General features: G+C 60.7%; 15 protein-coding genes. 10 read left to right on the top strand and 5 right to left on the bottom strand.

What is annotated here, in order from left to right; translation table 11 throughout:
• Positions 1 to 124: 124 nt before the first annotated feature.
• Complete coding sequence (locus HFK74_RS29390; protein WP_180206584.1) at positions 125 to 2,185, bottom strand: TonB-dependent receptor; 2,061 nt, start codon at positions 2,183 to 2,185, stop codon at positions 125 to 127.
• Positions 2,186 to 2,479: 294 nt separating this feature from the next.
• Here HFK74_RS29390 and HFK74_RS29395 point away from each other — a divergent pair, with 294 nt between their 5' ends.
• The 8 genes from HFK74_RS29395 to HFK74_RS29430 all read left to right on the top strand — a co-directional run bounded on the left by HFK74_RS29395 (position 2,480) and on the right by HFK74_RS29430 (position 12,688).
• Positions 2,480 to 4,123, top strand: coding sequence for a cyclic peptide export ABC transporter (locus tag HFK74_RS29395; protein WP_180206585.1), 1,644 nt, complete (start codon positions 2,480 to 2,482; stop codon positions 4,121 to 4,123).
• Positions 4,120 to 5,376, top strand: a complete 1,257-nt coding sequence (locus tag HFK74_RS29400) for an MFS transporter (protein ID WP_180206586.1) — start codon at positions 4,120 to 4,122, stop codon at positions 5,374 to 5,376. The genes HFK74_RS29395 and HFK74_RS29400 overlap by 4 nt, the downstream gene beginning before the upstream one ends.
• A gap of 230 nt (positions 5,377 to 5,606) precedes the next feature.
• The gene (locus HFK74_RS29405) at positions 5,607 to 6,119 is read left to right on the top strand and encodes a sigma-70 family RNA polymerase sigma factor (RefSeq protein WP_180206587.1); all 513 of its coding nucleotides are present in this window, start codon (positions 5,607 to 5,609) and stop codon (positions 6,117 to 6,119) included.
• Positions 6,119 to 7,096 (top strand): FecR domain-containing protein, encoded by a 978-nt coding sequence (locus tag HFK74_RS29410; RefSeq protein WP_180206588.1) that lies wholly within the window; start codon positions 6,119 to 6,121, stop codon positions 7,094 to 7,096. The genes HFK74_RS29405 and HFK74_RS29410 overlap by 1 nt, the downstream gene beginning before the upstream one ends.
• Before the next feature lie 108 nt (positions 7,097 to 7,204).
• The gene (locus HFK74_RS29415) at positions 7,205 to 9,637 is read left to right on the top strand and encodes a TonB-dependent receptor (RefSeq protein ID WP_180206589.1); all 2,433 of its coding nucleotides are present in this window, start codon (positions 7,205 to 7,207) and stop codon (positions 9,635 to 9,637) included.
• A gap of 56 nt (positions 9,638 to 9,693) precedes the next feature.
• Positions 9,694 to 10,881 (top strand): ABC transporter substrate-binding protein, encoded by a 1,188-nt coding sequence (locus HFK74_RS29420; RefSeq protein ID WP_180206590.1) that lies wholly within the window; start codon positions 9,694 to 9,696, stop codon positions 10,879 to 10,881.
• The gene (locus HFK74_RS29425; protein ID WP_180206591.1) at positions 10,878 to 11,939 is read left to right on the top strand and encodes an iron ABC transporter permease; all 1,062 of its coding nucleotides are present in this window, start codon (positions 10,878 to 10,880) and stop codon (positions 11,937 to 11,939) included. Before HFK74_RS29420 ends, HFK74_RS29425 begins: the two co-directional genes overlap by 4 nt.
• Positions 11,933 to 12,688 (top strand): ABC transporter ATP-binding protein, encoded by a 756-nt coding sequence (locus tag HFK74_RS29430; protein ID WP_180206592.1) that lies wholly within the window; start codon positions 11,933 to 11,935, stop codon positions 12,686 to 12,688. Before HFK74_RS29425 ends, HFK74_RS29430 begins: the two co-directional genes overlap by 7 nt.
• 278 nt (positions 12,689 to 12,966) lie before the next feature.
• On the opposite strand, the gene fhuF is transcribed toward HFK74_RS29430, so the two are convergent.
• Entirely contained in the window at positions 12,967 to 13,656 is a 690-nt protein-coding gene (gene fhuF, locus HFK74_RS29435; RefSeq protein ID WP_180206593.1) for a siderophore-iron reductase FhuF, read from the bottom strand.
• Positions 13,657 to 13,855: 199 nt separating this feature from the next.
• On the opposite strand from fhuF, the gene HFK74_RS29440 reads away from it, so the two are divergent.
• Positions 13,856 to 15,559: an ABC transporter ATP-binding protein/permease gene (locus tag HFK74_RS29440; RefSeq protein WP_180206594.1), complete on the top strand. Its 1,704-nt coding sequence runs from the start codon at positions 13,856 to 13,858 to the stop codon at positions 15,557 to 15,559.
• A gap of 216 nt (positions 15,560 to 15,775) precedes the next feature.
• Positions 15,776 to 17,239, top strand: coding sequence for a HAMP domain-containing sensor histidine kinase (locus tag HFK74_RS29445; protein WP_180206595.1), 1,464 nt, complete (start codon positions 15,776 to 15,778; stop codon positions 17,237 to 17,239).
• Here the strand turns inward: HFK74_RS29445 and HFK74_RS29450 are convergent.
• From HFK74_RS29450 to HFK74_RS29460, 3 genes are all read right to left on the bottom strand, one after another.
• Positions 17,236 to 18,639, bottom strand: coding sequence for a DHA2 family efflux MFS transporter permease subunit (locus HFK74_RS29450; RefSeq protein ID WP_180206596.1), 1,404 nt, complete (start codon positions 18,637 to 18,639; stop codon positions 17,236 to 17,238). The genes HFK74_RS29445 and HFK74_RS29450 overlap by 4 nt on opposite strands.
• Before the next feature lie 73 nt (positions 18,640 to 18,712).
• Positions 18,713 to 20,080 (bottom strand): ATP-binding protein, encoded by a 1,368-nt coding sequence (locus HFK74_RS29455; protein WP_180206597.1) that lies wholly within the window; start codon positions 20,078 to 20,080, stop codon positions 18,713 to 18,715.
• Complete coding sequence (locus HFK74_RS29460) at positions 20,077 to 20,739, bottom strand: response regulator (RefSeq protein WP_008061647.1); 663 nt, start codon at positions 20,737 to 20,739, stop codon at positions 20,077 to 20,079. Before HFK74_RS29460 ends, HFK74_RS29455 begins: the two co-directional genes overlap by 4 nt.

The raw sequence follows: 20,739 nt of genomic DNA on the forward strand, positions 1-20,739 counted from the left end.
AAGTTTGTACAGAGCAAAGCAAATGACACACCGAACCCTGCATCGACACCTGTAACGTTTCAGGTCATGACAGCCATGAAACCGGATGCGGGCAATCCTTTTCCCGCGTCCATGGGGCGTCGCTTTACATGTCGTAGCGCAGGATCAGGCCCGCGGTGCGCGGGGCACCGACATCGATGATGTCGCCACTGCGGTTGTTGGTGACGTATTCCTTGTCGAAGGCGTTCTTCACGTAGCCGGATACCGCGATGTTTTTAGTGATCTTGTATTCGGCGTTGAAGTTGGCCAGCCAGTAGTTGTCGGCCTTGCGCTCGCCGGTAACCTGGCCCGCGTCATCGAACTCGTACTCCGACGGGGACGTGCTCTGCCAGACGACATCGGTGTTGAGGGTCACACGGTCATTCCAGCGATAGGTCGCACCCAGCGCCATCTTGTACTTGGGCGAAAAGAGGAAGTCCTCGCCGCTCATGTCCCGGCCGTCGCTGGTGACGAAGTCCTTGTACTTGCCATCGGTCACCGAGGCACCGGCATTCAGCGTCAGCTGTTGCCCGAAGTCTTTTTCAACGGAGACTTCCAGGCCCTTGATATAACTGCTACCGGCATTGAATACGTCAAGAAACTCGGTTTGTGGATTCAGCACACTGACCTGCTGGTCTTTCCAGTCGGTGTAGTACAGGTTGGCGCGGGTACGCAGGGTCTGGTCCATGAACGAGGCGCGGTAGGACAGCTCGTAGTTGGTGGTGAATTCCGGATCGTAGGATTCGTGACCGCTGCCGGCACGGACGTTGACGCCGCCACCGCGATAACCTCGCTGCACCATGAAGCCCAGGTATTGGTTGGCAGCCAGCTCGTAGTCGAGTCCGAGTTTGGGCAGGACGGCATCGGAGGTCTGCTTGTCTTTGCCGGGCTGCGAGAAATCATCTTCCTTGACGTCGGTGTCGTTGGTCTCGTGGTCGTAGCGCAGGCCGGTGATCAAGGTCCAGCGCGGGGCGAAGGTCCAGTTGACCTCACCGAACACGGCCTTGTTCTCGATCGTCGTATCGCCCTTGACCGTGCCGAACGGATCGCCTTCGAAGAACAAGCGGTCGTGGAAATTGTTGGTGTTGTGGCCGTAGTAGAGGCCGGCAAAACTCTTCACCGTGTCCGAGTCGTAGTTCAGGCGCAGTTCCTGGCTGAACAGGTCGCCATACTGCTTGCGCAGCACCACCTGGTTGTCGACGGAGGTCTGGTCGAAGTCCAGGCGGGCGTCATAGTCGGAGTCGGTGTTGGCCGTGAGGCTGGTGATGGACCAGTCGTCATTGAGGCGGTAGTCGACCTTGGCACTGACGGTGTCCTGTTTGAGTTTGTCGTAGGCGTCGGTGTTGGAGTCGATTTTGTAATAACGGATCCTGTCGCCTTGGCGAACGACCGCGTTATCGCCCTTGCGGTTTTCAGCATGGGCATAGGTCAGCAGCACATCAAGATCATCGTTCGGCAGGATCAACAGCTTGCCACGGTAGTTCGCGGTGCGGGTCTGGTTGGCGTCGTTGCCGTTGAAGAGGTTGTCGATGTAACCGTCACCTTCCTGGTAATCCACGGCGATACGGCCGGCGATCTTGTCGTCGACGATCGCGCCGCCACCGGCCAGCGCGCCGCCGCGCTCACCGTAGGTACCGCCGTTGGCCATCGCCGAAAGGCTCGGTTCGAAGGTTGGATTTTTGGTCTGGATGACCACGGCACCGGCCAGGGAGTTGTGGCCCTGGGTGGTGGATTGCGGGCCGAGGAATACTTCGACCTGCTCGACGTCCCACAGCGGCATCGGGCTCAGGGTCAGTGCGCGGTTCGGCTGCACGGCGCCGTCGACGAATACCGAGACCGCACCATTGAGTGCAGCCGGGCCCTGGTCATCGTAGCCGGAGACCGGCACGCCACGGATACCCCAGTTTTCGTTGCCGGACGTGTTGTAGACACCCGGGGTGCGGGCGAAGACATCGACCAGGCTATGGTCTTCCTTCTCGCGCAGCTGCTTGTCGGTCACCACGGCGACACTCGACTGGGTCTGCTCTAGGGTGCGGTTGATTTTTTCACCCGTCACCGTGATGGGCGCAATTTCCAGTGAGCCCGATGGTTCGGCCGCCCATACGCCGTTGGACAGACAGACCGCCGAGCCCACTGCCAACGCCATTGTAGTTTTTTTGAAATTCACGCCCCGCTCCCCTGCGACAGATATTTTGTGTTTTTTCTTACGTCCAGAACGCCGTTTTCCTACAGCCCGCGGGAGTTTAATCTAAAGTAATGCTTAAACAAACACTATTGATAAAACATCTCATTTGTATTTAAAGTGCCACTTCGTAACTGATCGAATACATTTCGCTCGCCCCCCTCATGCGTTGTTTCCAGGGTTGGCAGCCTTGCATTCACAACGGTTAAGCTGACCGCTACCTTGCAGCAGCAACGGGTTGCCCGCCTCGATGACGCCCCACTGACGGAGCCGCGTGAAATGGATTTGTTGTTACTCATGGCCAGACGTTCGTGGCGCGCTTTATCGATCGCGATCCTGACGGGACTGGCCTGCGGCCTTGCAGCGGCGGGACTGATCGCCAACATCAACCACAGCCTGACGGTGTTCGACCAACTGCGACCCGCAGACGGCCTGTACTTCGCCGGCCTGGTGGTGCTGGTGGCGGTCACACGGGTGATCTCCGACATCAGCCTGCTGCGCCTGGGACAAGGCGCGGTTCACGATATGCGCCTGCACCTGAGTGCCAGGCTGGTCGATACCCCTTACGCGCAATTGCAGCGCCTGGGCAAACACCGCCTGCTGGCCATGCTGACCGAGGACACGCAGGCCATCAGCCAGGCGGTAGAGTGGGTGCCGATCCTGCTGGTCAATGCCGGCATCATTGCCGCTTGCCTGGGTTACCTGGGCTGGCTCAGCCTGCCGCTGCTGGGTTTGACGCTGTTGCTGATCGCCCTGGGCAGCCTCAGTTTCAACTGGCCGCAACGGCGGGCACTGACCTCGATCGCCCAGGCTCGCGAACTCAAGGATCAGTTGTTCGATCACTACCGCCTGCTCACCGACGGCAGCAAGGAATTGCAGCTCAACCACCCGCGCCGGCAACACTTCTTCACTCGCCTGCTGCTCCCCGTGAGCCAGCAGTACCGTCGTGATTTCGTGCATGGCATGAGTCTCTATGCCGTGGTGCTCAACTGGGGCAATGCGGTGTTCTATGTGCTGATCGGCATGGTGTTGTTCGCCGCGCCGCACTTCATCGAGCTGAGCGCCAGCCTGGTCACCGGCTACATCCTGGCCATCCTCTACATGATTACCCCCCTGTCGGAGCTGATGCATGCCCTGCCCACCCTGGGCCGCGCCAGCGTGGCACTGAACAAGATCCCCGCACTGGAAGGCCAACTGCAAGGTGCCAGCGAGACCCTCGACACGAGCACTGCGACCCGGGTTCGCCGCCTGGTGTGCCAGCAGGTCACCCACACTTACTACCGCGAACGCGAGGACGGTCATTTCACCCTGGGCCCCATCGACCTCGCCCTCGATGCCGGGGAAGTGGTGTTCATCACCGGCGGCAACGGCAGCGGCAAGACCACCCTGGGGTTGTTGCTGACCGGCCTTTACCAGCCGGAGAGTGGTGACATCGTGCTCGACGAGAACGTGTCCTCGGCTGGCGACAATCACCGTTACCGCCAGCACTTCTCGGCGATCTTCACTGACTTTTGCCTGTTCGAAAACCTGTTGGATGGCGAAGACCCGCAACGGTTGCAGCAAGCTCAGGAATACCTGAGCCACCTGCAACTGGACCACAAGGTGCAGATCGAGGAAGGCCGGTTTACGACGTTGGCGCTGTCCACCGGGCAACGCAAGCGCCTGGCGCTGCTCAGTGCCTACCTGGATGATCGCCCCTGCTATCTGTTCGATGAATGGGCGGCCGATCAAGACCCGGTGTTCAAGCAGTTTTTCTACAGCAGGATCCTGGCGGACCTGCGCGAGCGCGGCAAACTGGTGATCGTCATTTCCCATGACGATACCTACTTCGGCCTGGCCGACCGACTGATTCGCATCGAAAATGGCATGCTCGGCGATATCACGCCCCGGGCGGATACACCTCTGGCCGAGGTCTGCCGATGATCAAGGGTTTTCCCTCGGGTATCGCCAGGCATTCGCCCGTCAGCGTCTTGATTTACCTGCTGTTCACGATCCAGCTCATTTCAATGGGTGCCATGGAAATGAGCGGCCCTTTCTGGCCGGTCCATTTGCGCCAGTTGACCTCGTCCGATTCGCTGTTCAGTTTTGCCAGCATCGCGGTGTATGTCGGCCCGATGCTGGGCATTTTGCTGACCAGCGCGTTCTGGGGACGGATCGGCGATCGATATGGCCACAAGCTGATGATGATCCGCGCCCTGGCTGGCTTGGCGTTGACTCAGTTCGCCCTGGCATTTGCCAATGATATCTGGCTGATCCTGCTGCTGCGTTTCCTGCAGGGGGCCTGTGCCGGCTACATTGCCCCTGCCCAGGCTTACGGGGTGAGCATCGAAGCGCCCTCCCGGCGTGCGCGGTTGTTTGCCATCCTGCAGATCTCCACCAACGTGGGGTCGTTGCTCGGCGCCGTTGTCGGTGGCTTGATTCTCGACCTGGCCACCTTCTTCTGGATCAACATCGTAGCCGCTGCCTTATGCGCACTATGCACCCTGGTCGCGGCACTCACGCTGCCGGATGTCCCGCCGGTAAAAAAACCGTCTTCAACGGCTCATCCGCACACTGATGCGCGCAAGAGCGCCAGCCCGTGGCGCAACTCGCCACTGCTGCCGCTGCTGACCATCATGGGCATCCTCTTGCTGGCGCGGATGCTGCCGCAAACTTCGTTCTCGCTGTATGTCGGCACGGTCTTCGGGGTCAGCAACGCCGTGGTGGGACTCTGCTACGGGCTGCTGGCGCTGGGTTTCATACTGTCGGCCACGGCTTGGGCCAGGTATTTCGAACGGCGCAACGAGGCGCAAACCCTCCAGCGAATGACCGGCATCGTGATCGCCTGCATTGGCTTGACCGTGCTGGCGGGCACAACCCGCAACCCGGTGATCTTCGTGATGACCTATTTCCTCTGGGGTGCACTGCTGGGAGCCACGACGCCGGTGCTGATGGCGCTTGTTTCCCGGACCGCTGACAGTTCCACACAGGGCCATGTCCTGGGCATCGCCCAAGGCACTTCGCAGTTTGCCTCCATCGCGGGCATATCCGCCGGGGGTTTGCTCAGCCAGGTCTATGGCTTGCAATACACCTATCTTTTCGTGGCTGGGGCTTATGTCGTCGCGCTGGTGGTCCTGGTTGCCATGCGGTATCGAGCGCCTGTTGTGTTGACGGGTGACTCACCGCCGGCCGAGTAATCAGGGTTCTGGTGCCAACCACGATCCATTGTAGGAGCGAGCCTGCTCGCGATGGACGTCAACGATAACGCGTGCTGCCTGAATGATTGCGTTGTCCGGACGTTCTTCGCGAGCAGGCTCGCTCCTACAGGATAATGCGTCCGGTAATACCCGCCAGACGGGCTTGCAGGCAGGCGATGGTTTCCAATACCATCTGCAAATAATTCTCAATTAATAAAATACCCTGCCCCATGAGCGAAGCCCTGTCCGCCCACGACACCCACCTGCGCACAGTCGAGTCCCTGTACAGCGGCCACCACAGCTGGCTTTACGCAAGGTTGCGTAGAAAGCTGGGCAACGCGATGGATGCGGCAGACCTTGCACACGATACCTTCACTCGAATCCTGGCCTCGAATGTTGGCGTGGTTGAAGAGCCGCGGGCCTATTTGAGTTGTATCGCCGGGGGGATACTCGCCACCTGGTGCCAGCGCAAGGCCCTTGAGCGTTCCTATCTGGCCGCCCTGGAACACTTGCCCGAACCCGAAGTCCCTTCACCGGAACTGCGCTACCTGGTGCTGGAAACCCTGCATGAAATCGATGCCATGCTCGATACCCTGCCGCCCCTGGTCAAGCGCGCCTTCCTGCTGTCGCAGATCAGCGGCATGAAATACGAAGACATCGCCCGGCAAATCGACGTATCGCTGATCACCGTCAAGCGCTACATGAAGCAGGCCTTCCTGCAATGCCTGACGTTGGTGGAATGATGGATCAAGCCAGGCGTACCGCCGCGATAGATCCCGTTGCCCTCGAAGAAGCGGCCGAATGGCTGATGTGTTTGAGCGCAACCGATGTCAGCGATGAGGATCGGGCGGCCTGGGCGCTCTGGCGCCACAGCAGCCCCGAGCGCAATCAGGCCTGGTGCCGCGCCGAGCGGGTGATGGGCAAGCTCGGTGCCGTACCGCCCACCCTGGCGATGCACACCCTGGATCGCCCCGCCAGCCCGAGCCGTCGTGCCGCGGTGGCCAAACTGGCGGCGATACTCGCGCTGGCACCGCTAGGCTGGACCGGCTGGAAACTCACCGAGCAACAGGGTTGGACAGCGGACTACCTCTCCTCCGTGGGCGAATGTCGCGAATTGACGCTGGCCGACGGCACGCAAATCTTCCTGAATACCGATTCGGCCATCGATGTGCGCTTCGATGCCAACCAGCGCCTCATCCATCTGATTCGCGGAGAGATCCTGGTGCAGACCGCGCCCGATAACATAGTGCCTTCACGCCCCCTGCGTGTCGTTACCCAAGAGGGCCTGATGCAAGCCCTCGGCACGCGTTTCTCCGTTCGCGAGACATCGGGCCGTACGTACCTGGCCGTGCTCGAAGGCGCGGTCCGGATCGAACCCGTCAACGGCAGGAACATGCAGCCGCTGGTGGTGCAGGCCGGGCAGAAAACCGACTTCAACGCCAATGCCGTCAGTGCTGTCGCGCCGGTCGACAAGACCGCCACCGCCTGGACTCAAGGCATGCTGCTGGCGGACAAAATGAGGCTGGCGGACTTCATCGCCGAACTGGGTCGCTATCGCCGGGGCTTCATCCGCTACGAACCGGCGATTGCCGACATGCTGATATCCGGCACCTATCCGGTCGACGATCCCCGACGCGCATTGAACATGTTGGTGCAGACCTACCCGCTGACCGCCACCAGCCGCCTGAATGGCTACTGGGTGTCACTCGCCTCTCGTTGAATATCCGGCCCGCAAAAAAATATCAGCCTGAGGCTGATACTTTTTTGCGTCTCATTTGGCTAACAAGACAGAGAACCCATCAACCTTAGTCAAAAGGACCCCTCTGTCATGTCTGTTGCGAGTCGACCTTGCGGTGAGCGCGTGTTAACACTGGCCATCCGTGCCGCCATGCTGAGTTTTATGTTTGCCGCAGGAAGCGCCAATACCTGGGCCGCCACGCCCAGGCAACTGGATGCCGTCGAAACCAGGGCCTATGACATTTCGGCGGGACCTTTGGGGCGCGCACTGTCCACCTTTGCCATGGACTCGGGCATTGCCTTGTCGTTCGATCCTGCGTTGACCGAAGGCCTGGTCAGCCCGGGCCTGACAGGCACCTGGTCGGGTCGCGACGGGGTTGCGCAACTGCTCAAGGGCAGCGGGCTGGAGCTGGTCGAACGTGAAGACGGCAGTTACACACTGGCGCCTCGTCCGGCAGGCAGCGTCGACGGCCTGACGCTGGCCGCGACCAATATCAACGCCTACAACAGCGGCCCTACCGCGCTGCCGGAAGTCCTGGCCGGCGGCCAGGTTGCCCGTGGTGCGCGCCTGGGCATGCTGGGCAACAAGGATGTGATGGACACACCTTTCAGTGTGACCAGCTACACCGCCAAGACCCTTGCCGACCTGCAGACGGTAACCGTTGCCGATGCCCTGGAGCGCGATCCTTCCGTGCGTTCCACTGGCCAGACCGGCGGGATCGTCGACTCGTTTTTCATCCGTGGCTTTCCCGTAGGTGAAGGCAACCTCGGCGAGCTGGCCTTCGACGGCGTGTACGGCGTGGCCCCCAACTACCGTGTGTTCACCGAATACGCCGAACGCGTTGAAGTCCTCAAGGGACCCGGTGCCTTGATGTACGGCATCTCGCCCAACAGCGGCGTCGGCGGCGTGATCAACATCGTTCCCAAACGCCCGCTCAGCGAGGACCTGACCCGCTTCACCGCCAGCTACGCCTCGGACTCCCAAGTGGGCGGGCATCTGGATATCAGCCGTCGCTTCGGCGACGAAAACCAGTTCGGCGTGCGTTTCAACGGCAGCCTGCAGGGTGGCGATACCGCCATCGACAATCAGGAAAGAGCGGTGGATATCGGGGCCATCGCCCTCGATTACCAGGGTGAACGGCTGCGTTTGAACCTTGACTTCATCAGCCAGAAAGAAAGCTTCGACGCCGCATCGCGCCCCTTCACCATCGCGCCCGGCATCGATGTACCTTCCGCGCCCAATGGCCGTACCAATCTGCCACAGGACTGGGGCTGGTCGGACACCAAGGAGCAATCGGCCTTGCTGGGCGGCGAATATGACCTGAACGACGCGGTCACGGTGTTCGCCCATGCCGGTGGCGGCAGGTCCGACGTCAAGCGCATGTCGGACCAGGTGCCGCGAATCCTCAACGACGCCGGCGACACCACCAATATCCCGGGCTACTACAAATTCAACGTCGATCGCTCCACCGCTGACGTAGGCATGCGCGGCACGTTCGCCACCGGTCCTGTCACCCACATCACCACGCTGATGGCGACCCAATACCAGGACGAGTTGTCCCGGGGCATCAACAACGGCACGGCCATCAATTCGAACATCTACCACCCGGTGGACGTGCCCAAGCAGTACATCAACGCGCCGAAGGTGCTGCGAATTTCCGAATCTGAGCTGTCTGGCGTGGCGCTGACCGACACGATGTCGGTGCTGGACGACCGCCTGCAACTGACCCTGGGTGTGCGCCGGCAGGACATCGAGACGCGCAACTACAGCGCTACCGGTTCGGTGAGTTCCAAATACGATGACAGCGCCACGACACCGGTAGTCGGTGTGGTCGTCAAGCCGTGGGAGAACGTCTCGTTCTACTACAACTACGTCGAAGGCTTGAGCAAGGGCGACATCGCCCCGGCGACTGCCGCCAACTCCGGCGAGGCGTTCGCGCCCTACGAGACCAAGCAACACGAGCTCGGGGTCAAGGTCGAGCACGGCACGTTCATCAGTACCCTGGCACTGTTCCAGATCGAGAAACCCAGCGGAGAAGTGGGCGCCGGCAACCTGTTCTCGGTCCAGGCCGAACAGCGCAATCGCGGTGTCGAGTTGAGCATGTTCGGCGAAGTGGCACCGGGCACTCGATTGATGGGGGGCGTGACCTTCCTCGATGGCGAGCTCACCGACTCGGCCACGGCGGCGAACCGTGGCAATGAACCGGTAGGCGTGCCCGACGTCCAGGCCAATCTCTGGGCTGAATGGGACACCCCGTGGATGGAAGGATTCACCCTCACGGGCGGTGCGATCTATACCGGCAGCCAGTACGTCAATCAGGCCAACACCCAGGAGCTGGACGCCTGGACGCGCTTCGATGCCGGCGCTCGCTACGCCACCAAAATCGAAGGCCACCCCACGACTTTCCGCGCCACGGTACAGAACGTGTTCGATCGCGAGTACTGGTCGGGCGTGGCGTCGTATGGCGCGTTCTCGCCGGGTTATCCGCGCACACTGCAGCTGTCGGCCACGGTCGATTTCTGATGCCGGCAGTGCTGGCCTGAGCGTTATCCCCCCTGTTCAACGATAGAGATTCGACTATGGCTTTTCAGCGTCGTTTGAGCGCTGCCTGCTTTGCCCTCCTGTTCGCAACCATGGCGGGCATGGCGCTACTGGCGTTGCTGCCCCGTGGCGCTGTCGCCGCAGATCAGCAGCCGGCGACAACAACAGTGACCGACCTGCTTGGTCGCCAGGTCCAGGTTCACGTGCCGGTGCGGCGCGTGATCCTGGGGGAAGGCAGGCAGCTGTATCTGGTGGCCGCGCTGGATACGCAAAACCCGATGCAACGCATCGTGGGCTGGCGCAAGGATCTGATTCAGTCCGATCCGGATACCTGGTCGGCCTACCTGCGCAAATTTCCGGAGATTGCCCGCATTCCCACCTTCGGCGGTTTTGAAGACGGCACCTTCGACATCGAGCAGGCGATATCGCAACAGCCGGACGTCATCATCCTCAACATCGAAGCGCAGCACGCCACCGAAGACGCGCGATACATCGAAAAGCTGGGGGCGCTGGGCATTCCGGTAGTCTACGTCGACTTTCGCAACAACCCGATGGAAAACACCGAAGCGACCATGCGCCTGTTCGGCAAGCTGTTCGGCAAGGAAGCCCGGGCCGAGGAATTCATCGATTTTCGCGCCCGGCAGATCGCCCGGGTAACCGATGTCATCGCGGCGCACAACCCGCCGCGACCCAAGGTATTCATCGAGCGCATCGGGGGCTACACCCAGGATTGCTGCTTGAGTTTCGGCAATGAGAACTTCGGTAAATTCGTCGAGCTGGCCGGGGGCGATAACGTGGCCAAGGGCATTATCCGTGGCACGTTCGGCCAGTTGAATCAGGAACAGGTGCTGGTCTCCAACCCCGATCAGGTGGTGATCACCAGCGCCAACTGGGAGGCATTTGCCCCTCAAGGCAGCTGGATCGGCGTAGGGCCCGGGGCGGACTTGATCGAGGCGAGGCGCAAGCTCGTGCCCTACACCCAGCGTCCCGCCTATTCCGGCATCAGGGCGCAGCAAGACCAGGCGTTTCATGCCATCTGGCACCAGTTCTACAACAGTCCTTACCAGTTCGCGGCGATCCAGCAGTTGGCCAAGTGGTTCCATCCGGAGCTCTTCGCCGATCTTGACCCGGATGCCGCCTTTCGCGAACTGCATGAACGCTTCCTGCCCGTTCCCTATGAGCCGGGTTATTTCCTGAGCCTGGACAAGACCGAGGTTCGGCCATGAGCGCAGTCGATCTGAACGAGGTGGGACAACGCCACCGCTACCGTGGCCTGGTGTTGCGCAAACGCCTGATCCTGAGTGGTTTTGGTGTGTTGTTGCTGATGAGCCTGTTGCTCGACCTGGCCCTTGGCCCGGCGAACTACAGCATCGGTGAAGTATTGCAGGCACTTTTTTCACCCGATACGGCTCCCGCGCAAGTACGCGTGGTGATGTGGGAGATTCGCCTGCCGGTGGCCCTGATGGCTGTAGTGGTGGGCGCCGCGCTGTCGCTGGCCGGCGCACAGATGCAGACGATCCTCAACAACCCCCTGGCCAGCCCCTTTACCCTGGGGATCAGTGCTGCCGCCAGTTTTGGCGCGGCGCTGGGCCTGGCCTTCGGTGTCGCGCTGTTCCCGGTCATCGCGCAGTACATGGTGCCGCTCAACGCATTCATCATGGCCATGCTTTCGGCCGGGCTGATTCACCTGTTGAGCCTGCGTCGCGGGGTCACCGCCGAGACCATCGTGCTGCTGGGCATTGCGCTGGTGTTCACCTTCAACGCCCTGCTCGCCCTGGTGCAGTACTTCGCCACCGAACAGGCGGTGGCGGCGGTGGTGTTCTGGACCATGGGCAGTCTCACCAAGGCCACCTGGCCGAAATTGGCCGTGGTGACGGTGGTGATCCTCATCACGCTGCCGATCTTCGTACGGCGTGCCTGGGCTATGACCGCCCTGCGCCTGGGTGACGACAAGGCCGCGAGTTTCGGTGTCAATGTTCCGCGCCTGCGCTTGCAGACGCTGATCATGGTCAGCCTGCTCGCCTCGTTCCCGGTCGCCTTCGTCGGCACCATCGGCTTTATCGGCCTGGTCGGGCCGCACATCGCACGCATGGTGATCGGCGAGGACCAGCGATTCTTTCTGCCGGCTTCGTTGCTGACCGGCGCGCTGATCCTGTCGTTGAGTTCGGTGATCAGCAAAACCCTGATTCCGGGCGCGATCTTTCCGATTGGTGTGGTGACCTCGCTGATCGGCGTGCCCTTCTTCATTTCCTTGATTCTCGGCGGGAAAAAGAACCCATGGTGACCTTACGGCTGGAGGGGCTCGGCGCTCGCTATGGCAAGCGCGAGATCATTTCAAATATCAGCACCGGGGCGTTCTACGGCGGTCAGGTGGTGGCGGTGATCGGCCCCAATGCCGCCGGCAAGTCGACCCTGTTCAAACGCATGGCCGGGCTCATCGCCGGGCCTGGCGAGGTGGTGCTGGAGGGCTCGACAAAGGGTCGCCAAGGCATTTGCTACATGCCGCAGAATATCAACGCCAATGCGCGCCTGACCGTCTACGAATCGATCCTTTTGGCCAGCAAGCAATCGACACCGGGCTGGGCCGTACATGACGCGGAGTTGAGTCTGGTCGACGACATCCTGCACTCACTGGGCATCACCGAACTGGCGTTCAGCAACCTCGGGGAGCTGAGCGGCGGCCAACAACAGCTGGTGTCAATCGCCCAGACCCTGGTCCGCGAACCGGAGGTGTTGCTGATGGACGAACCCACCAGCGCCCTGGACATGCGTCGCCAGATCCAGGTGCTCGACTTCATGCGCTCGGTGGCCAAAAAAAAACAAGCCATCGTATTCATCGCCATCCACGACCTGAACCAGGCCATGCGCTTTGCCGACCAGGTGCTGGTGATTGCCGACGGCACAGCGCAAGGCAGCGGTCCTTGCGAGGAGATCATCACGGTCGACATGCTGCGCGACGTCTACAACGTGAAAGCACGCATCGAAAAATGCAGCCAGCAGGCCAGCCATGTGATTGTCGATGCAATCGTGTAGCGAGTGTTGGGAATGCATTCCAAATGTGGGAGCGAGCCTGCTCGCGAAGGCGGTGTGTCAGTCGCCTTGGATGTTGAATGTGCCGGCCTCTTCGCGGGCAAGCCCGCTCCCACAGGGAATCTTCAGTGAACACAGGATTTGAGTGCGGCAGAAATCAAATGTGGGAGCGGGCTTGCTCGCGAAGGCGGTGTGTCAGTTTCTATAAATGTTGAATGTGCCGCCCCCTTCGCGGGCAAGCCCGCTCCCACAGGGAATTTTCTGTGTGCACAGGGAGGTGCTCAACCGTCCTGATAGATGTAGTGCAGGTAGCTCACCTGCTCCGCCACCGGCAGGCGATGCAGCTTGGGGCAGGATTCGCACAGCACCGGCGGCTCGCCTTCCACAGGGGCATGCAACTGGTAATGCAGGCAGCAATGCCGACGCAAAGGCAATCGAGGGACAATCTGCGGTGCCGGTGATTCGACCATGCGTTGCAGGCCCCGCAACTTCAGGCGGCCATCATTGACGATCGCCTGCTCCAGCCACTGGTGCGCCTCGGCGAACCCGTCCCTCGACAAGTCGGCATCCATTCTGGCGAAGGCGCCGTCCCAGATGGCGACCATGTTGCCCCACAGGATTTTCGGGGCCAGGCCTCCGGCGGCGGCCAGGGTGACGAACAGCGGCGCCAGGTGCTCGTGGATCAAGCGCGACCAATAGGCCGCGCGGTCTTGCGGGGCCAGTTTCGCTGGCTGGACAGCCAGTCCCACGGCCTGGGGTTGACCCTCATCGTGCAACAGCACCGCCTGCCCTTCCCAGAAATCGATCCCGCCCTGGCGGGTAAGGACACAGGCGAATGCAGCCGGCAGAACGATGCCCATGTAGTTCATCGACCACTGCGAAACCACGGCAGCACGGTTCACCCCCGGATAAAGCAGGGCGAACCGGGTCAGCAAGGGTTGCAGCACGGCGGGGTCGGCAACCCGGCTCAAGGCCAATGCAGGCTGATCACCCGGCTCATTGCAGATGACCCGCTGAATCGGCGGCCAGGCCTGGGTCAGCCATTCTGGAAATTCGATAACGGGACTCCCGTGACTATCCCTGTTTAATGCAAACGATTAGCATTGGCCGATCCTATCCGTCCTCTCCCGCAAACTCAACGTCATCAGCGACCGGGCTCACAAAGACCTCATGCAAACACTCCGCAACTTCTGGCGTCTGGCAAGGCCTTTCTGGGCATCCGAACAAAAGTACCCGGCCTTGCTGCTATTACTGGGCACGGTGCTGATGACCCTGTGCCTGGTGGGGGTCAATATCCTCACCAACTTCTGGAACCTGCACTTCTACAACGCCCTGCAGGACAAGGACTACGAAGGCTTCCTCCTCGGCGGCGTGCAGTTCCTCCTGCTGCAGGTAGGCACCGCGGCGTTTACGGTCGCCGCGTTTCACTTCCAGCAAAAGCTGACGTTGCGCTGGCGCCGTTGGGCGACCCGCAACATGCTCGGTCAATGGCTGGGCCACCAGCGTTACCAGAAGCTGAAGCTGACCGAGACCGACGTCGACAACCCTGATCAGCGGATCGCCGAGGACATCGACCTGTTCATCGTCAAGTCGCTCAAGTTGAGCCTGGGGTTGCTGACGTCAGTGGTGTCGCTGTTTTCCTTCCTGCATATCCTCTGGCAGGCTTCCAGCCTGGTCAGCGTGCCGTTCGCTGGCCAATCCGTGGTCATCCCGGGGTTGCTGGTGTGGATCGCCCTGGTCTACGCGCTATTGGGCACGGGCCTGGCGTTCTGGCTGGGGCGCGCATTGCCACGGCTCAATTTCATGCAGCAGCGGCGCGAAGCCGACTTTCGCTTTTCCTTGATGCGCTTGCGGGAAAACGCCGACTCAGTCGCCCATTACCGCGGCGAAGCCATGGAAAATGCCCGGTTCAAACAACGCCTGGAAGCGGCGCTGGAGAACTTCTGGGCGCTGGTGAAAAAGCAGAAGCTGGTCATGGGCTACTCGACCTTCTACTTGCGCAGCGCCACGGTTATCCCGATGTTCATCATGGCGCCACAGTTTTTTGCCGGTGCGTTTCCTCTGGGTCGCCTGACCCAGATCAGCGCCGCCTTCGGCGAAGTGCATGCGGCCATTGCCTACCTTGTCGAGGTGTTCCCGGAACTGTCGGCCTGGAAATCGGTGATCGACCGGCTGATCGGTTTCCAGGAGCGCCTGGACAAGGTCGACGTCAAATCGGGGGTCAGCCTGAGCCAGCAGTCCGATGGCCTGCATATCAAGGACCTGGACATCTGGCTGCCGAACGGCCGGACCTTGCTCCAAGGTTTCAACCTGTCACTTGAACCCGGTGACAGCCTGCTGATCAGCGCGCCGTCAGGCCACGGCAAGTCGACACTGATTCGTGCGCTAACGGGGCTTTGGCCCCATGCTCGCGGTTCGACCCGTTACGACCGGGCGCGCACCCTGACCCTCTCGCAAAAACCTTATCTGCCCCTGGGCAGCTTGCGCGATGCGCTCTGGTATCCCCTGCCAACCCATCGCGATCACGACGTCGAACTGCGCCTGGCCATGCAGCAAGTCGGCCTGCAACACCTGGGCGAACAACTGGATGAGGAACAGGACTGGGCCCAGACCCTGAGCGTCGGCGAACAACAACGTTGTGCCTTCGTACGGGCACTGATGGTCCGCCCCTCCGTGCTGTTTTTGGACGAGAGCAGTTCGGCGCTTGATCATGCGAACGAAACGCGCTGCTATCAGTTGCTCAAACAGACACTGCCCGGGACGATCCTGATCAGCGTCGGCCACAATGCCTCACTGGAACGCTTCCATCGGCACGTGCTGGAACTGCAAGGCGAAGCCCGGTGGTTGCATCGAAAGGTGGTGCAGCCTGTCTGACTGCGCGGGGCGCGCAACCGCTGTCCGACGCTCAGGGGAAACTGCCCCCACATATGGGTTTTAGTACCCGCTTCGGGCCCGGTGTTTCCCTGGCGAGACAGTTGCCAGGCGCACCGCGCAAGCGCGGCATTGCATTGGCATGGATACTGCTGTTCACCCAGGGCTTGGTTGAGTGGTTGAAGCTGCTGGAATGCAGCATACCCTGGAGTACTCCCTATGCCTGCAATCGACGTGCTGTATAAATGTTTTCGCCCTGGAACAGTTGACTCGATTGCACCCACTCAACAATTCAATCTCCTGCGCTGGTTTTCGATTGCCAGCTTCCTTCTCGTCAGTGTGATTGCATTTGGGCTGGGCTCTTTGTCGACGAGTTTCCTGGTCGCGGAAAGCCTTGAGCGCGATGCCCTGACGTCAGCACAGTTCATCCAGACCATCGCAAAAGGTGACATACGCCATAACGGACTGGCGGGTATGCAGATCCAGGAGTTGCTGGCATTCACCCAACAGAAGACGATGCCGCAAGACATGAAGCCGATCACACAGCCCATCAGCTTCGAGTTCCTGGACTATCTTGCGCAGCTCCCGAACTCGCTCCTGATCAATATCTATTCCCCACTTCGAACAGTGGTCTGGTCAACCAACAAGAAGCTGGTTGGGCGAGCATTCCTGAATGACGAGCTTGAGCAGGCATTCAGTTCCAAGGAACGGATATCCACCAAATACAGCAATGTCGATGCAGATCGCAGCGAACAGAAATTCCTGCACCCCCCGAAAGAATTCTTCATCGAAAGCTACATCCCGATTGTCGATGACCAGGGGAAAATTCTGGCGGTGGTTGAAATCTACAGGGAGCCGGTCGACCTGATTGAGCGCCTCAACCACGGGCACTGGATAATCTGGTTGTCCACCATGGGCGGTCTGCTGGTTTATTTCGGGATTTACTGGATTGCCCGACGAACATCGATCCAGCTGGCGTCAAAAGAAGCTCAAGTCGTTGCCAACAAAACCTACGTTGGCTTGGGCGAAGTGTCCACGGCCATTGCCCATAGCCTGCGTAACCCACTGGCCTGCATCCGCTCAAGCGCAGAGTTGGCAAATGACATGGACGGCCAGCCTGCAAGGAAGCACATCGACGATATTGTCGGTCAGGTGGACCGGATGGCGCGGTGGGTACAGGAACTGCTCCTGTGCCTGGGCCCGATCCGCGGCGAGGCAGAGCTGGTGGATCCGATGGAGATGGTACAGGTCGCACTCGACAGCTTCAGCGCACAACTGAGTGCATCAAAAATCCAGGTGGCGTTCAAAAATGAATCCACGCCCCGGGTTATCAGCAATCCGCTGTTGCTCTCGCAGATTTTAAGAAGCGTCATTGCCAATGCCATCGAGGCGATGCCGAGCGCAGGAAACCTGAACATCGAGGCTCGCCTGGATGATGCCCAACAATGGCTGAACCTGACCATTGACGACACCGGGGGTGGATCTTCCCGGCACCAGCAAATGATGGCCTTCAAATCTTTCTACACCACCCGACAAGGCAGGCTGGGTATTGGCTTCATCATGGTGAAGCAGATCATGGAATGTTTCGGCGGCGACGCGCGCCTGACAATCCATGAAAAACAGGGAACATCGGTGCACTTGAGTTTCCGGGTCCAGGACGCGCGAGCCATCGCACCGCACTAGTCCTTGGCCCGTGCACGCTGCAACACCGCCTCCCCCGCCTGGGGCGGCAGTCGCAGGTTGTCCAGCAACGCGAGGGCCGCAATCACCGCCACACACAGGAATGTCAGCTGGAAGTCGACCGTCTCGGCGTGCCCTGCGGTGCCGTGGATGTTCATGGCCAGGCGTAGCAGCAACGCGCCGATGGCCACCCCCATCGCCATGCTCAACTGGAAGAACATGCTGAACAGGGTTGAGGCGTCGCTCATCTGCTCCTTGGGGACTTCGGCAAAGGCCAATGTGTTGAACACGGTGAACTGCATGGAGCGTGACAGGCCACCGACGAACAGGATGAACAGGATCAGCGCCGGACTCATGCGCTCATCCAGCAACGCACACGCCGCGATCGCCAGGACGCCAAGGATACCGTTGACCATCAGCACCGGACGAAATCCCCAACGCTGCATCACCCAGGTGGTGAAGGGTTTCATCGCCAGGTTGCCGGCAAACACCGCCAATACCAGCAGCCCCGCATCGAACGCGGAAAGTCCGAAAGCCAGTTGAAACATCAGCGGCAGGAGAAACGGCAAGGTGCTGATGGCAATCCGGAAAATCGAGCCCCCGCACAGGCAGACGTTGAAGGTACGAATAGCGGTTACACCCAGCGCCAGCAGGGGTTGCGCATGCCGACGCATATGGCGCCAGGCGAAAATACCGAGAACCACACCGGTGCCACTCAGTGCCAGGCCTTGCAGCACATCGTCACGGCTTTGCCCGAGCATCTCCACGCCATACAGCAAGGCAGCGCTAGCGATCCCCACCAACAGAAAGCCAGTGAAATCGAACGTCCTCGCACTGGCGTCGTCCCGTTTGGGCAGCAAGGCCAGCGCGGCAATCAGGGCCAGCACGCCCAATGGCAGATTGAGGTAGAAAATCCACGGCCAGGAAGCGTGGGTGACGATGAAACCACCCACGGGAGGCCCGAGTACCGGAGCGACCAGGCCGGGCCAGGTAATGAAGGAAATAGCGCGCACCAGGTCCTTCTTCTCGGTGCTGCGCAGCACCGCCAGGCGCCCCACCGGTACCATCATCGCGCCGCTGATGCCTTGCAGCACGCGAGCGGCGACAAAGGTTTCGAGGCTGTCACTCAACCCGCACATCAACGAAGACAGGGTGAACAGGACGATCGCCGAACTGAAGACCCGGCGCGAGCCGAAACGATCAGCCAGCCAGCCGCTGATGGGAATGGACACCGCCACGGCGAGCATGTAGGCGCTCATGCCAATGTTCAGGTCCACCGCCGCGACGCCAAACGTCCTGGCCATGTCAGGCAACGCGGTAGCAATCACCGTGGCGTCGAGGTTCTCCATGAAGAACGTGACGGCTACCAATAGAGCAATCCATGTTGAGCGGCGTTGGGACATCGGTCATTCCTGTTTGACGGCGTGGTTGCTCTTCTGAGTAACCTGGGCACTTTGCGTCATGTAAATGGCAAGGTCAAAAGCGCCGGATTTCCAACGAAGCGCGCAATCCTCCCTCTAAGCGGTTCTCCAGCCTGACCTGCCCGCCCAGACGATCGGCAATGGCCCGAACGATGGTCAGCCCCAAGCCTGCTCCCTGGTCATTTGCCCGGCTGTAGAATCGCTCGAACAGCCGCTCGCGGTCCTCTTCCTTGATCCCCGGCCCCTCGTCCTCCACGGACAGTTCATAGCCCTGTTCCGTTTTGGCCAGCCTGACAGTGATCAGCCCATGCGCAGGGGAAAAATTCGCCGCATTGGTCACCAGATTGTTCAACGCAATATCAATGGCAGCGGGATCGACTTTTACCTGGCCGACTTCGCCGCTGACATCGAACACCAGTTCCAGGTTTTTGCCCAACAACCAAGGGGTCAGCTGAATCAGGCTGTCACGAACCGTGGCTTCCAGGTCAATGTATTCAGGCGGTCGAATGCCTGCCTGGGGTTCGATGCGCGCCATCGTGAGCAATTGGTTGACCAGTCGGCTGGTACGGTCCACACCGGCGATCAGGTGTTCCAGCGATGCGCGACGCTCCTCCTCGCTCCCCGCCTCCATCAGGTTCTGCGCATGCACCCTGAGCACCGCCAGCGGCGTGCGCATTTCGTGGGCGGCATCGGCGATAAAACGTCGCTCACGCCCCAGTACTTCCTGAATCTGCGCGAGCACGCGGTTGAGCGCCGCTTGCATGGGCTCCAGCTCGTTGGGCAGTGGCGACAGGTGCAACGGCTCCAGTGAGCCGCTGTGCCGTGCACGCAAGGTCGCCGCCATGTTCGCCAGCGGCTTGAGACCCCAGCCGATGGCCAGCCAGACCATCACCGCGAGCATCAGGCTGCCCAACACGTTAGGCCAAAGGGTATGGCGCACGATCCGGTCGACCAGGTCCGCCCGTACGTCGTCCCGTTCACCGACCCAGATCCGCAGGTGATTTTGCTTGTCTTCCAGCAGGAACGCGCGCCAGTGGCGGTTGTTCAGGTCCATCACATCGCTGAAGCCGGGCATGGAGGGGGCAACAGTGAAAGAGGGAGCGCTGGCGGTGTGCACCAGCACTTCGCCCTGGGGATTGAAGACCTGAAAGGCAATCTTCCTTTCATAGGGGTGGCCGTCACCCCTGGGCACCGCTTCGCTCAAGGCTTTGTTGAACGCCTCATACAACTCGGCGTGCTCCTTGCTGGCCAATGGCATGCGCAGCACGCCTTGCAGCAATCGCGCGTTTTGCGCGAGTTGGGCGTCGTAGACTTCGGCAATTTCGTGATGGCTGTCGTACAGGTTCAAGGCGCTGATCACACCGAGACCCGCGAGCATCAGGCCGATGATCAGCGTCAGGGTACGACGACGGATCGACGTCACCGACGCTCCTCCACCAGATAACCGACGCCGCGAATGGTGCGGATCAGGTCGGTGGAGAACTTCTTGCGCAGGTGATGGATGTGCACTTCCAGGGTGTTGCTTTCAGCCTCCTCGTTCCAGCCGTAGAGCAATTGCATCAGATGGTCGCGGGTCATGACCCGGCCCGGCGGCGAAAGCAGTTCGTGCAACAGCTGATACTCCTTGGGCGTGAGCGCCACCGGCTCGCCCTGGTAGCTGACTTGCTGGGTGCCAGGGTTGAGCCTGATGCCAGCGTGCTCGATCAACACCTGCGCGCGCCCGGCGCTGCGCCGCAACAGGGCCCGCAGGCGCGCCTTGAACTCGGCCAGGTCGAACGGCTTGATCAAGTAATCGTCAGCCCCGGCGTCGAGCCCGGCAATGCGGTCTTCGGTGGCATCCCGGGCCGTGAGAATCAGCACCGGCAGGTTCGAGCCGCTGTCGCGCAGGCGCCGCAGCACTTCGAGCCCGTCCATGCGCGGCAGGCCAAGGTCAAGCACCGCCAGGTCAAAGGTTTCGCTGAGCAGTGCATGCAGGGCGCTGCTGCCGTCTTGCAACCAGTCGACGGTATAGCCTTCGCGACCCAGGGCTTGATGAATGCCTTCGCCGAGGGCCACATCATCTTCAATCAGTAGTAAGCGCAC

This window comes from Pseudomonas sp. SbOxS1, from assembly GCF_013416725.1.
GTDB lineage: Bacteria > Pseudomonadota > Gammaproteobacteria > Pseudomonadales > Pseudomonadaceae > Aquipseudomonas.

Coding starts and splice junctions, on each gene's coding strand:
- HFK74_RS29410 (WP_180206588.1), top strand. CDS start 6,119: ATGGATCAAGCCAGGCGTACCGCCGCGATAGATCCCGTTGCCCTCGAA.
- HFK74_RS29440 (WP_180206594.1), top strand. CDS start 13,856: ATGCAAACACTCCGCAACTTCTGGCGTCTGGCAAGGCCTTTCTGGGCA.
- HFK74_RS29425 (WP_180206591.1), top strand. CDS start 10,878: ATGAGCGCAGTCGATCTGAACGAGGTGGGACAACGCCACCGCTACCGT.
- HFK74_RS29420 (WP_180206590.1), top strand. CDS start 9,694: ATGGCTTTTCAGCGTCGTTTGAGCGCTGCCTGCTTTGCCCTCCTGTTC.
- HFK74_RS29395 (WP_180206585.1), top strand. CDS start 2,480: ATGGATTTGTTGTTACTCATGGCCAGACGTTCGTGGCGCGCTTTATCG.
- HFK74_RS29450 (WP_180206596.1), bottom strand. CDS start 18,639: ATGTCCCAACGCCGCTCAACATGGATTGCTCTATTGGTAGCCGTCACG.
- HFK74_RS29415 (WP_180206589.1), top strand. CDS start 7,205: ATGTCTGTTGCGAGTCGACCTTGCGGTGAGCGCGTGTTAACACTGGCC.
- HFK74_RS29400 (WP_180206586.1), top strand. CDS start 4,120: ATGATCAAGGGTTTTCCCTCGGGTATCGCCAGGCATTCGCCCGTCAGC.
- HFK74_RS29405 (WP_180206587.1), top strand. CDS start 5,607: ATGAGCGAAGCCCTGTCCGCCCACGACACCCACCTGCGCACAGTCGAG.
- HFK74_RS29445 (WP_180206595.1), top strand. CDS start 15,776: ATGCCTGCAATCGACGTGCTGTATAAATGTTTTCGCCCTGGAACAGTT.
- HFK74_RS29430 (WP_180206592.1), top strand. CDS start 11,933: ATGGTGACCTTACGGCTGGAGGGGCTCGGCGCTCGCTATGGCAAGCGC.